The following is a 13,006-nucleotide window of genomic DNA, read 5'->3' as shown; positions in this document are numbered from 1 at the left end:
CCGTCCGGAGCCTTGGTGCGTCGGGCAGCGTTCTGCTATAGGCTTGCGCCCAACAGGAACCGGTGACGTTCGAAGCCATGGCCTTTCCCCCCCAATTCCTGGAGGAGCTGCGCAGTCGGCTGGCCTTGTCCGACGTGGTGTCCAAGCGCCTGCGCCTGATCCGTGCCGGCCGCGAGTTCAAGGCCCCGTGCCCCTTCCACAACGAGAAATCGCCCTCCTTCTACGTCAACGACCAGAAGGGCTTTTTCCATTGCTTCGGTTGCGGCGCCCATGGCGACGTCATCGGCTTCGTCATGCGCCACGACAATCTGGGCTTCCCGGAGGCGGTCGAGCATCTGGCCGGTGAGGCCGGGCTCGCCGTGCCGCGCCCGACCGACGAGGACCGCCACCGCTACGAGCGCCGCAAGACCCTGCATGATCTGGTCGAGCAGGCCGCCCGTTGGTTCGAGCAGCAACTTCACGGTCCCGCCGGCCGCGCCGGGCTGGAGTATTTCCGCCGCCGTGGACTCGACACCGACGCCATGGCGCGCTTCCGGCTGGGCTTCGCCCCCGGCGATTCCGGGGCGCTGCGCCAGCATCTGCTGAAGCTGAACTACGCCGAGGAGGACATGGTCACCGCCGGCCTCCTGAAACGGCCGGACGACGGGCGCACGCCCTACAGCTTCTTCCGCAACCGGGTCATGTTCCCGGTCACCGACCGGCGCGGGCAGGTCGTTGCCTTCGGCGGGCGCATCCTGGAGGGCGACGGGCCGAAATACGTCAACAGCGCCGAAACGCCGATCTTCCAGAAGGGCACGCTGCTCTATGGCCTCTCCCGCGCCCGGCAGGCGGCGGCCGACGGCAAGCCGGTGATCGTCGCCGAAGGCTACATGGACGTGATCGCGCTGGTCCGCGCCGGCTTCGAGGGCGCCGTGGCGCCGCTCGGCACCGCGCTGACCGAAACGCAGGTCCAGGAGCTGTGGAAGCTGATCCCGGCGTCGGAGAAGGTGCCGTTCCTGTGCTTCGACGGCGACAACGCCGGGCGGCGCGCGGCGTGGCGGGCGGTGGAGCGCATCCTGCCGCATCTCGCCCCCGGCCAGTCGGCCCGCGTCGCCTTCCTGCCCGAGGGGGAGGACCCCGACAGCCTGATCCGCGCGCAAGGCGCCAAGGCGATGGGCGCGCTGCTGGAGCAGGCGATCCCGCTGGCCGACGCCGTCTGGCGGATGGAGACGGAGGGCAAGCCGACCGACAGTCCCGAATCGAAGGCGGCGGTGAAGGCGGCGCTGGAGGCCCGCGTCGGCACCATCGGCGACCGCGACGTCCAGTCCTTCTACCGCACCGAGATGCGTCGGCGGATCGACGAGGCATTCGCCCCGCCGCCGCGCGCGCGCTTCAACCCAGGCCCCTGGCAGCCTGGCCGCAGGTTCGGTGAGCCGCCGCGCCGGCATGTGGCGGGAATGCCGGGGCGGATGACCTCCAAGCCGGCCGGCGAGGGGCGTGGGCGTGTGCAGCGGCTTCCCCCGGTGCGCGAACGCATCCTGCTGGCGACGCTGATCAACCACCCGGACCTGTTCGGTGAACTGGGCGAACCGCTCGGCCTGTTGCCGTTTGGCGACCCGGAGCTGGAAAAACTGCGCAGAGCCGTCCTGGAATGGCTGTCGGACGAGCGGAACGGCGACTCGACACTTGACGTGGCAGCCCTTTGTCGCCACTTGTCATCCGCCGGCCATGAGACAATGGTCAGCGCTTTGCTTGGCGAGTCGACCTATGTCCACGCCGGCTTCGCCCGCCCGGACGCCTCGACCGAGGATGCCCGGAAAGGGTGGTGGCCGACATGGCGGCATCTGCATCATCGGCAGATGCTCGACGACCTTAGGGAAGCGAAGGCGGCTTCGGCCCGTGACAATAACGAGGCAAACCTCGCGCGGGTCGTAGCTCTTCAACAGGAGGTCATAAAGTCCGGAATGGGAATGACGGATGACAGTGACTTTGACGAGTCCTGACTGTTCACACGGTCGGGGTCTCGGCGTTGAAAGGGCGGGTCGCATGGCGGTCGAGAGGGTTGGGGTACAGGGGTTACGGGGGCGGACGGTGCGGGTGACCGCGGCCGAGCGCTCCTTTCGTCTTTTTTCAATGGGGTAATGCGGGGGCACCGATCGCATGGCCACGAAAGCTGCGAACAGCGTGGAAGTTTCCGAAACGCGGGAGGAATCCGGCGACGGTCCTCTGATGGACGGCATGGGTCTTGCCGTCAAGAAGATGATCGCGCGCGGCAAAGAGCGCGGGTATGTCACCTATGACGAGCTGAACGCGGCTCTGCCCCAGGATTCGTCTTCGTCCGAGCAGATCGAAGACACGATGGCGATGCTGTCCGAGATGGGCATCAACATCGTCGAATCGGAAGAGCAGGATTCGGAGAACAACGCCGAGGCCAGCAACGACGGCGAAGGCCGCTCGTCGGGCAATCTCGACGACGACGACATCGGCCGCACCGACGACCCCGTGCGCATGTACCTGCGCGAGATGGGATCGGTGGAGCTGCTGTCGCGCGAGGGCGAGATCGCCATCGCCAAGCGCATCGAGGCCGGGCGCGAGATGATGATCGGGGCGATCTGCGAATCGCCGCTGACCATCCGCGCGATCCTTGAGTGGCACGACGCCCTCATGGAAGGGAAGATGCTGCTCCGCGACATCATCGACCTGGACGCCACCTACGGCGGCGGTCCGGACGGCGAGGAGATTCCGCCCGAAGCCCTGGCCGAGGTGGTCGAGGGCGCCGCCGCTCCGGCGGCCGCCGCTCCCCCTCCTGCCGGGGAAGAGGGCGACGAAGCGCCGCCGCCGCGTCCCGAAGGGGAAGGCGAGGGCGACGAGGGCGACGAGGAGGGCGACAACAGCCTGTCGCTTTCGGCCATGGAAGCCGCGCTGAAGCCGCAGGTCATCGAGACCTTCGAGAACATCAAGGCGACCTACGACAAGTTGCACAAGCTGCACGAATCGCGCATCGCTGCGATGCAGCGCGGTGAGGACATCACCAAGCAGACGGACAAGAAGTACGAGAAGCTGAAGCTCGAAATGGTCGAGCTGATGAACACCGTCCGCCTCAACAACCAGCGCATCGAGCAGTTGGTCGAGCAGCTCTACATCCTGAACCGCAAGCTGACCAGCTTCGAAGGCCGTCTGCTGCGCATGGCAACGGAATGCCGAGTCAAGCGCGAGGACTTCCTGAACCAGTATTTCGGCCACGAGCTGGACCCGAACTGGCAGGAGCGCATCCGTGGCCTGAACCCCAAGACTTGGGGCAAGTTCGCGGAAAAGTTCGACGCCGACATCCGCAAGGTGCGCGAGGGCATCTCCGGCGTCGCCGAGGAAGGCCGTCTGCCGATCGGCGAGTTCCGCCGCATCGTCTCCACCGTCCAGAAGGGCGAGAAGGAGGCGAGCCGCGCCAAGAAGGAAATGGTCGAGGCCAACCTGCGCCTCGTGATTTCCATCGCCAAGAAGTACACGAACCGTGGCTTGCAGTTCCTGGATCTGATCCAGGAGGGCAACATCGGCCTGATGAAGGCGGTGGACAAGTTCGAGTACCGGCGCGGCTACAAGTTCTCGACCTACGCGACGTGGTGGATCCGCCAGGCGATCACCCGCTCCATCGCGGACCAGGCGCGGACCATCCGCATCCCGGTCCACATGATCGAGACGATCAACAAGCTGGTCCGCACCAGCCGCCAGATGCTGCACGAGATCGGCCGCGAGCCGACCCCGGAAGAGCTGGCGGAACGTCTGATGATGCCGCTGGAAAAGGTCCGCAAGGTCCTGAAGATCGCCAAGGAGCCGATCTCCCTCGAAACGCCGATCGGCGACGAGGAGGATTCGCATCTGGGTGACTTCATCGAGGACAAGAACGCGGTGCTGCCGCTCGACGCCGCCATCCAGGCGAATCTGCGCGAGACGACGACCCGCGTGTTGGCCTCGTTGACGCCGCGCGAGGAGCGTGTGCTGCGCATGCGCTTCGGCATCGGCATGAACACCGACCACACGCTGGAAGAGGTCGGCCAGCAGTTCAACGTGACCCGCGAGCGCATTCGCCAGATCGAGGCGAAGGCGTTGCGCAAGCTCAAGCACCCGTCGCGGTCGCGCAAGCTGCGCAGCTTCCTGGACACCTGAAGTTCCAGGCAGTTTTCTAAGGGAAACGGGGGCCGCGCGGCCCCCGTTTCCGTTTTTGGACTTTGACAAAGGCACGACGAACGAGGGGTTGCAAATCCCCTGCGGTTTGAGCAAAGTGCGGCCCTTGGCTGGGCCTGTAGTTCAGTGGTTAGAACGCGCCGCTCATAACGGTGTTGTCGTCGGTTCAAATCCGGCCAGGCCTACCAAGCTTTCCACTGGGTTGACCGTCGGTGAAGTTAGATGGACGCCCGAATGGAAAAGCCGTGGGGAGCGCCTTTTCCTCCCATAGTGCCGTCTAAAATGCATTGGCGCGATGCGCCCGAGGCTTTTCACGCACCACCCTCGACTCCCTAAAGCTCAAGCTCGATACGGTTCGGCTGTTTTGCAACAATTGGGTGTTTATGGGGCGCCGCTTTGATTCGCGGGAGAGAGTTTCGTGGAAAACCCGATCTATATCGATGCCAACATTACCATCGCGCCTTCCTACACGGTGATTGCGGGCGCTACCTATCCCATTGATACGATACATTCCGTACGCATTGAAAAAATTTCGAGCGAAATCAATGTCGGTCCCATCGCGGTCTGTGTTGTCGGAGCCTCCATGGCTCTGTTTTCCATAGGTGGGTTTAGGAACGCCGATACAGCGGCTGCCACGGTCGTTCTCATGATTGGGGCTGTTCTTCTTGCTCTTGGCGCGCGGAAGCTTGGTCGGGGAGGAAAGTATGCGCTGGTCGTCTCGACGTCTTCCGGTGAACAGAAAATTCTTTTCGGGCGCCGTTACGATCAACTCGATATGATACGTCATGTTCTTGGAAATAACGTCATTTCAGCGCGGGAAAACGCGCTTGTCCAACGACTCTCCGATGACGACGCCAAGCCATGCCCGCGATGCGCGGAGACGATCAAAGCCAACGCCATGGTTTGTCGATTCTGTGGCCACGACTTCGCGATCGGCAAAAAGCCCGATGCTTCGCTTTCTTCCGGACCGTCCATCCCGGCTCCACGCCAAGCGGATGAACCTGATGTGGCGGACCAACTGCGCGATCTTAAAGTTCTGCTCAACAAGGATCTGATCACAAAGGCGGAATATGAGGAGCACCGGCGCACGCTCCTGTTGGAAAGCTTCAAAGCCCACCCATAGTCAGGAAAGGCGCCGGTTCTCTTGTCAGCGGGCCACGCTGTAGACGCCGTGGATGCCGAACTCCACGGTCTGGCCGGTCAGGTGCTTGGTCAGCAACGCCGCGACCTGAGCCGCCGCTGGGCGGCCGTCCAGCGCGGTCAAATCCTTTTGCAGGGCGGCCATCGGCTTGGGCGTGGCGATGGCGACGAAATGGTCGGCGCCGAAAGGCGGTTCCACCGTCAGTGCCAGCCGGTAAGGACCGCCGCGCGCGATCTGCGCCGGGTCCTTGCGATCGGCCAACGGGTACAACATGTTGACCGTCCCATCGGCCGCAAGGTTGATCAGGGTGAAATAGGTCCCCTCGTTTCCCCGGATATCGAGCGACACGGCCTCCCCCTGCCGGTAGCTTTGGTCGCCGGGCGAAACCGCCAGAGCCAGGGACCGGCGTTCCGCCGCCGTCTTGAGCCGTCCGACCAGCGACCATTTGTCGATGACGCCCTGGAGTTGCCGCTGAGTCTCGGGTGCCCGTGGATCGCCGGTCAGGCGGGCCACCACGTCGCCCGTCGCGGTCACGACATCGCCGGTTGCGCTGTCCCAGACCAGGGCGGCCGAATCGGCTTTTCCGGCCAGGGATACGCCCGCCAACCCCTTGGCGAGACTTTTCGCCACGGCGGGCTCGGCGAGGATGCGCAGGGTGAGCGGCGCCGCCGCGCCCAGAAGGGAAGGAGGTTTTGGCCGGCTTGCGACCGGATCGATCAGCGTGGTTTCGCCCCGGCCAGTGGGCAGCACCTGAGGATGCTGCCGCCCTTCCAGCGCCATGCGGACGCCCGACCGGATGTGGGTCTCCAGTTCGGCCTTCGTGATGATCCCGTCGCCGTTGCGGTCGGCGTTGCCGCGTAGCGCGTTGGCGAAGGCCCAGCTCAGCGCGCCGCGCGGCTGGCGGTCGATCAGCACCTCCGGCGCCAGCTCGTGCTCGGCGACGGCGGCGAAGAAGGTGACGTGGGGCTGGTCCTCCGCCTCGGCGGCCAGCGCCGCGCGGGTCGGGGGCGGCAACTCGTCCTCGGTGATCTCGTCGATGGCCAGCGCGCGGGTGCCGAGTTGGTCGGCCCGCGTGTCGAAACCGCGGGTCATGGTGCCGGAATGGCAGGAGTCGGAGACGAAGATCACGCGACGGGGCGCCGCCTCCTTCAGCAGGAGGGCGAGTTCATCGTCCACCAGACGCTGCGCGGTGCCGGGGCCGCGTGGGGCGAAGCCGGCGAGCACCAGGAACTCGTCCTTGCCATCGGCCTCGTTGCCGGGGACCCGCTCGGGCTGCTGCGCGCCGTGGCCGGCGTAGGTCAGGATCAGGGTCGCGTCGGGGGAGGTGGTGGCGATCAGCTCGCGCCACGCCTGGATGATCGGTCCGCGTTGCGCGTCGCCGTCGAGGAACAGGCGGATGTCCTTGGCGCCCAGACTCTTCAGGGCGGCGGCGATGTCGCGGGCATCGTTGACCGCCCCCTTCAGCGAGCTGACGTATTGGTACTCGTCGATACCGATGACCAGGGCCGCCGTTTCCGCCCGTGCCGATGCGCCAGCCGCACCGAGCAGGGCCAAAGCGCCCGCCATTGCCAATCCGGTCTTTCCGATCCTGGCCATCGTCCCGAAATCTCCCCACCAACGGTTGCCGGCTTGCCCCTGGTTCACGCCAGTCGCTTATGCCGGCTATGACCCTACACTTGGTTGAAGAAAGGTTAAAGGTCATACGCCCGTATAACTTACCTCCGCTTTCGCAGCCGTCCTCGCTGTGGCAGGGTTGTGCCCGAGATCGCCGAAGCGGTTTTTGACAACCGTTGGTCCGTTCGTTGTTCGACTCGGACTGTCAAGAAACGCCTATCAAGAAACTCAACAAGGATGACGTTATGGGCATGAACCGCCGCCGCAGCACCAACCTCGTCGCTGTCGCCGTTGCCGCCTCCGTGCTTCTGAGCGGCTGCGTCACCACCCAGCAGGACCGCATCGGCTCCAACGACGGCACGGACGCCTGCTATCAGTACCGGGTTGCGCTCGACTCGACCGGCAACTTCTACGCCGAGGACATGCTGAAGGGCGCCGCGATCGGGGCCGGCGTCGGCGCCGTGTCCGGCGGGCTGATCGGCGGGAACCTGAAAGGCGCGCTGATCGGCGCCGCCGCCGGGGCCGCCGTGGGCACGCTGGGCGGCTATTGGAGCGCCAAGATGCAGCAGGGGCGCGATCAGGCCATCACCGGCGTGATGAGCGATCTCGACACCGAGAACCAGAATCTGAACCGCACGCAGGTCGCGCTCGACCAACTGGTCAACTGCCGCCGGGCGGAGATCACGCGCGTCAAGGCCGACTACAAGGCCCAGCGCATCGGCAAGCCGGAGGCGGAACAGCGTCTGGCCGCCATCCGCGCGCAGTTGGACAAGGACTACGCCATCGCCAGCACGATCAACCAGAACATCGTAAAGCGCCGCGACGAGTATCTGGTGGCCGTCGACAACATCCAGCCGGGGTCCGCGGACAAGATCCGCGCGAAGAACGCCTCGGCCAAGAAGACCACGAAGCCGACCAAGCCGACCACCTCGGCCAAGGGCAACTCGGCGACGCAGGTCGTCGACCGGACGAACACGGCCTTCGAGACGTCGGAGCGCATCGGCAACTCGACCGCGGCGATCCAGCAGATGGCGCAGAAGGAGGCGACGCTCGACGCGGTGTGACAACGCGTCTTGCGACCTTGTGTCGTGCGAAAGGGGGCGTTGCCGCCGGCGCCCCCCATGGCACACTGAACGGCGGCTCCACGGGCCGTCCTCAGGCCAACAACGCAAGCGGAACGGGTTCATGGTCGGTTGTGTCTTCCGCTTCGGACGCCGGGTCACCCGGCGGACCATCCCGGCGGTGGCCGTGCTTGTCGGTGCGGTTCTGGCCGCCCTGTGCGTCCCGGCCGCGCCGCTCTTCGCCGGGGATGCGTCCTCCGGTGCCTTCCTGCGAATCGAGACCGGGCGTCACACCGCGCGTGTGAACCGGCTGGCGACCGATGCGGAGGGGCGGCTGATCGCGACCGTGTCGAACGACAAGACCCTGCGCCTGTGGTCGCGCGACGGCGGCGAACCGTTGGGCGTCCTGCGCGTTCCCATCGAATCGGGCGACGAGGGCGCGCTCTACGCCGTGGCCCTGTCGGCCGACGGATCGTTGGCGGTGGCCGCCGGCAACACCGGGTCGAGCTGGGGCGACGGGGTCACCCTCTACCTGTTCGACGTCAAGGGGCAGCGCTTGAAGGCGCGTCTGCCCGGCCAGCCTCATGTGGTGAACGATCTGGCGATCTCGCCCGATGGGCGTTTCGTCGCCGGGGCGTTCGGCGGCAACGCGGGCTTGAGGGTTTGGGACAGCGGCAATTTCCGTCTGTTGGCCGAGGACACCGCCTATGAGGGACGGAGTTCGGCGCTGGCCTTCGCTCCGGACGGGCGGCTCGCCACCGCGTCCTACGATGGCAACATCCGGATTTACGATTCAGGGTTCAAGCAGGCCAAGCCGGCGGTCAAGCGCAAGGCGCCCGGCGGCGCGTCCCCCTATTCGGTCTCCTTCTCGCCCGATGGCTCCCTGCTGGCGGTCGGCTACGCCGACGCGCTGCGGGTCGACGTGCTGTCGGCCAAGGATCTGAAACTCGCCTACAGCCCGAAGACCACCGGCCTCGTCGGCGGCAGCCTCGCCGCCGTGGCCTGGGACGGGACGGCCCTGGTCGCCGCCGGCACCGCCAGCCCGGACGGGACGCGCAACGTCCTGCGGCGCTGGGTGTCGGGCGGCAAGGGGGCTTCGTCCGACACCCCGCTGGCCCGCGATTCGATCACCCAGCTTCTGGCGCTGCCGGACGGCGGGGTGGCCTTCAGCGCCGCCGATCCCTCCTGGGGCATGGTCGATCCGGCCAAGCGAATCGCCTACGCGCGGTCGGGGGACGCCGGAGATTTCCGCGACGTCCAGCAGGGCAGCTTCGCGCTGTCCGACGACGGACTTGTCGTCGATTTTGGGCTGGAGCAGGGCGGCAAGCGGCCGATGCGGTTCGACGTGCTGGCCCGAAGCCTGACCGAAGGCGCGGAGGCGCGCTCCGGCATGACCCGTCCCTCGGCCGAGGGGCGCGACGTGATCGTGACGGACTGGCGCAACAGCCGGGCGCCCAAGGTTAACGGCCATCCGGTCAAGCTCGACACCGGGGAGTGGGCGCGCAGCGTCGCCGTCCTGCCGCCTGGAGCGGGCGGCGCGGCGCGGGTGCTGTTGGGCGGGGAGTTCAGCCTGCGCCTTGTCGACGCGCGCGGCGCGGAGGTCGCCCGCGCCGACGCGCCAGCCGCCGTCTGGGGCGTCATGGCCTCGGCCGACGGGCGGCTTGCCGTGGCGGCGCTGGGGGACGGGACCCTGCGCTGGTACGCGCTGTCGGGCGGCGCCAAGCCGCTGGAGGAATTGGCCGCGCTGTTCCCGCACCGCGACGGGCGCCGCTGGGTCCTGTGGACGCCGGAAGCCTTCTTCGACCATTCGGAAAGCGGCGGCGAGACGCTGGTCGGCTTCCACCTGAACGACCCGAACAAGAAGGGCACCCAGTGGCTTGAGTTCAAGCAGGTCTACCGCGTCTTCCAGGCTCCGGAACTGGTGCGTGGCAAACTGCGCGGTACGGCGCAGGCGGAGATCGACGCCCGGCTCGCCGCCATCGGCGACATCCGGCTGCTGAACCAGCGACGGCCCAAGATCGCCTTGCTGGAGTATTGCGCGGTCCCGCGCGCCAGCCGGGGGCTGGCGCTGGGCACCGGAGCGACCGACACGGTTCCCGCCGTCCCTTCCGCTCCCGTCGCCGTGGAGGCGGCCGAGACCTGCCTGCCGCTCGACGCAACGCCGGTCAGCCGGGCCTTCGCCCGCGCCAAGGAACCGGCGCCCTCGACACCCGTGCCATCCGTTGCCAAGGCGGTCGCTTCCAAGGGCACCACGCCGGAGGCTCCTGAGGAGGAGCCGCGCGTCACCATCAACCTGCCGGCGGGAACCGGAAGCGTGCGGTTGCGCTACCGGGTGGAAGACAATGGCGGCGGCATCGGTTCCGTCGATCTGTTCCGCAATGGCCGCAACGTCAGCGGCGAGGAGGCGTCGCGCGGCTTCGCGCGGGCCAAGCCGGCGCCGGAAACTCCGACAGCCCCGGCCGTGTCCGCGCCAACCGTCTCCGGGCCGGTCGCCCCCGCTTCTCCCGCCGCGCCGCCGGTCGCTACGGAGCGCACCAGCGCGGTTCGGGTCGAGGCGAATTCCAACCGCATCCAGATCCGCGCCTACAACGGGTCGGACGCCATCTACGAACGCTCGCCGATGGTCGATTTCGTGGTTCCGGCCGAGCAGCCGGCCGCCATGGCCGCGACCACGGAGCGGGCGGCGCCGTCGAAGCCGCGGTTGATCACCTTCGTCGTCGGCATCAACGCCTACCGCCCGGCCGGCGCGCAGCTGCGCTTCGCGCGGGCCGACGCCGAAGCCTTCGCGGCCACGATGCGGCAGCGTATTCCGGACAGCTACGACCGGGAACAGTCCCTGGCGCTCTCGACCACGCTCTACGACGAGCAGGCCAGCCGCTCCGCCATCGTCGCCGGGCTCGAGGCGTTGGCGGCGGAAGCGCGGGAGGACGACACGGTCCTGCTCTACCTCGCCGGCCATGGCCTGATCCAGCCCTCGGCGAAGGACCCTTCGGTGAAGCTCTACCACTTCATCACCCAGGACGTGACCGCCGCGACGGCCGAGGCGGTGAACGCCCAGGCGTTGTCGGAGAAGGAGTTGAACCGGCTGGTCAGCGGCATCGCCGCCCGCAACATGCTGGTGCTGCTCGACACCTGCCATTCGGGCGCGGTGTCGGCGGGCACGGTGGACAAGCTCTACCAGGACATGGGCGGGCGCTACCTGCTGGCGGCCTCGTCGGAGGAGCAGGAGGCATTGGACAGCTACAACGGCCGCAACGGCATCTTCGCCCATGCGGTGCTGGAGGGGCTGGGCGGAAAGGCCATGCTGCCCGGTGACGAGGCGATCTACAACCTGACATTGGGCCAATACGTGAACCGCGCCGTTCCCCGGCTGGCCAAGGAAAAGCAGTGGAAGCAGTCGGCCATCTTCAAGACGGGCGGCAACGAGTTGAGCCCCTTCGCTCTGGCGGGGCCGGCGGGGGCGGCGCAATGATCGGCGTGTCATGCGGGCGGCAGGGGCTAAACCGATAAGCCTCCGTCTTAAGGCCTATTCCACGGCCGATTGATTTTCCTCGATGATCTCGCCCACACTCGCGGGCGATTCACGATCCGGTGCTTTGAGGTGGCGATGCAGGGCGGCGATCAATTCGGCGGCGCGCCGGACCAGGAACCCGAACGGACGGTCTTCGTTCCGACACCGGGTGGGCGCCGTCCGCCGGGAGCGGGCGCCGAGGCGCGTCCCGCCGCGCCGCGCGCCGGTTCGGCCGATGGTGCCGCCGGGCATCCGGCGCTCGGGGGCGCCGGCTTCACCGCCCGCAGCCCGCTGGTCGCCGCCGCCTCGCCGGTGCTGCTGCTGGCGACCCGATTGAACGAGGCGTCCTCGGTTCCCGACATCGAAGGCCTGCGCCAGCGCGTGGTCTCCGCCCTGCGCGATTTCCAGCACTGGGTGACGCAGTCCGGCCTCGATCCGGCGATCCAGGCCACCGCCCATTACGCGCTGTGCGCGCTGATCGACGACATCGTTCTGAACTCCGCCTGGGGCAGCCACAGCTCCTGGACGCGGCAGAACGTCACCAGCATGTTCCACAAGAACGTGGTCGGTGGGGACCAGTTCTTCGACCGGCTGGCGGTCGCCCGCCAGGACCCGGCGACCTACGGCGACCTGCTGGAGTTGATGTATCTCTGCCTGTCGCTGGGCTTCCGCGGGCGCTACCGGGTCGCCGGCCGGCAGGACAGCGAGCACGCCCGCATCCGCGAGGACGTCTACAACATCCTGGTCCGCCATAGCGGCGCCGCCGACCGCATCCTCTGCCCGGACGCCGCCGCGCTGGCCGTCGCCTACCAGCCGCCCAAGAGCACGCTGCCGGTCTGGGTCGCGGGGGCCGGGACGCTGGTGTTCCTGCTGCTGCTGTATCTGGGGCTGAGCTTCCTGCTGAACGGCGCGTCGGACCGGCTGTTCGCCGGGCTGGCCGGGCTGCCGCCGCACGGGGCCACCGTGATCGAGACGCTGGCGCCGATTCCGGCCGCCGTCGCGGCGCCGTTGCAGGTCCCGGTTATCGAACCGGCCCCGCCGCCGCAGACCTCGCAGGTCCAGCGCGTCCGCAAGTTCCTGGAGCCTGAGATCGCCGAGGGTCTGGTCGAGGTGACGGAGGACGCGTTGTCCGTCACCGTCCGCATGCGCGGTCAGAGCCTGTTCGCCAGCGGCAAGGCCACGCTGAACCCGGCGGTGGACAAGGCGGTGGGGCGCGTCGCCCGCGCGGTGGCCGAGGAGCCGGGCGCGGTGCTGATCACCGGCCACACCGACAACGTGCCGATCACCGGCGGCGGCCGTCTGCGCTTCCCGTCGAACTGGCACCTGTCGAAGGCGCGGGCCGACGCCGTCCGCGACGCGTTCGACCCGCTCTTCGCCAACAAGGCCCGCCTGCATGCCGAGGGGCGCGCCGACACCGAGCCGGTCGCGCCCAACGACACGGCGGAAGGCCGGTCGGCGAATCGCCGGATCGACATCATCCTCAAGAAGTGAACCGGCCGACCGGGCCAAGGACAGGGGTGC

Annotated in this window: 7 protein-coding genes and 1 tRNA gene; 7 read left to right on the top strand and 1 reads right to left on the bottom strand. The window is 67.5% G+C overall.

What is annotated here, in order from left to right; genetic code table 11:
- Positions 1-62: 62 nt before the first annotated feature.
- The 4 genes from dnaG (at position 63) to EJ913_RS03520 (ending at position 5,281) form a co-directional block, all read left to right on the top strand.
- On the top strand, positions 63-1,982 hold the full coding sequence (dnaG, locus tag EJ913_RS03535) for a DNA primase (RefSeq protein ID WP_244939224.1): 1,920 nt from the start codon (positions 63-65) through the stop codon (positions 1,980-1,982).
- A gap of 157 nt (positions 1,983-2,139) precedes the next feature.
- The gene (gene rpoD / locus EJ913_RS03530) at positions 2,140-4,140 is read left to right on the top strand and encodes an RNA polymerase sigma factor RpoD (protein WP_126994855.1); all 2,001 of its coding nucleotides are present in this window, start codon (positions 2,140-2,142) and stop codon (positions 4,138-4,140) included.
- A gap of 130 nt (positions 4,141-4,270) precedes the next feature.
- Positions 4,271-4,346 (top strand) — tRNA-Met (locus EJ913_RS03525).
- A 230-nt stretch (positions 4,347-4,576) separates the two neighbouring features.
- The gene (locus tag EJ913_RS03520; RefSeq protein WP_126994853.1) at positions 4,577-5,281 is read left to right on the top strand and encodes a DUF6232 family protein; all 705 of its coding nucleotides are present in this window, start codon (positions 4,577-4,579) and stop codon (positions 5,279-5,281) included.
- A gap of 24 nt (positions 5,282-5,305) precedes the next feature.
- On the opposite strand, the gene EJ913_RS03515 is transcribed toward EJ913_RS03520, so the two are convergent.
- Positions 5,306-6,895, bottom strand: a complete 1,590-nt coding sequence (locus tag EJ913_RS03515; RefSeq protein ID WP_126994851.1) for a caspase family protein — start codon at positions 6,893-6,895, stop codon at positions 5,306-5,308.
- A gap of 269 nt (positions 6,896-7,164) precedes the next feature.
- On the opposite strand from EJ913_RS03515, the gene EJ913_RS03510 reads away from it, so the two are divergent.
- The 3 genes from EJ913_RS03510 to icmH all read left to right on the top strand — a co-directional run bounded on the left by EJ913_RS03510 (position 7,165) and on the right by icmH (position 12,976).
- The gene (locus EJ913_RS03510; protein WP_244939223.1) at positions 7,165-7,977 is read left to right on the top strand and encodes a YMGG-like glycine zipper-containing protein; all 813 of its coding nucleotides are present in this window, start codon (positions 7,165-7,167) and stop codon (positions 7,975-7,977) included.
- A gap of 121 nt (positions 7,978-8,098) precedes the next feature.
- Complete coding sequence (locus tag EJ913_RS03505) at positions 8,099-11,446, top strand: caspase family protein (RefSeq protein ID WP_126994847.1); 3,348 nt, start codon at positions 8,099-8,101, stop codon at positions 11,444-11,446.
- Positions 11,447-11,581: 135 nt separating this feature from the next.
- Positions 11,582-12,976, top strand: a complete 1,395-nt coding sequence (icmH, locus tag EJ913_RS03500) for a type IVB secretion system protein IcmH/DotU (protein WP_126995425.1) — start codon at positions 11,582-11,584, stop codon at positions 12,974-12,976.
- Positions 12,977-13,006: the final 30 nt, after the last annotated feature.

The sequence above is a fragment of the Azospirillum doebereinerae genome (genome assembly GCF_003989665.1).
GTDB lineage: Bacteria > Pseudomonadota > Alphaproteobacteria > Azospirillales > Azospirillaceae > Azospirillum > Azospirillum doebereinerae.
This window is presented reverse-complemented; position numbering and strand designations above follow the sequence as displayed.

Bases quoted from the DNA above. Each gene is read 5' to 3' on its own strand.
- EJ913_RS03510 (WP_244939223.1), top strand. From the start codon at position 7,165: ATGAACCGCCGCCGCAGCACCAACCTCGTCGCTGTCGCCGTTGCCGCC.
- EJ913_RS03505 (WP_126994847.1), top strand. From the start codon at position 8,099: ATGGTCGGTTGTGTCTTCCGCTTCGGACGCCGGGTCACCCGGCGGACC.
- EJ913_RS03515 (WP_126994851.1), bottom strand. From the start codon at position 6,895: ATGGCCAGGATCGGAAAGACCGGATTGGCAATGGCGGGCGCTTTGGCC.
- rpoD (WP_126994855.1), top strand. From the start codon at position 2,140: ATGGCCACGAAAGCTGCGAACAGCGTGGAAGTTTCCGAAACGCGGGAG.
- icmH (WP_126995425.1), top strand. From the start codon at position 11,582: ATGCAGGGCGGCGATCAATTCGGCGGCGCGCCGGACCAGGAACCCGAA.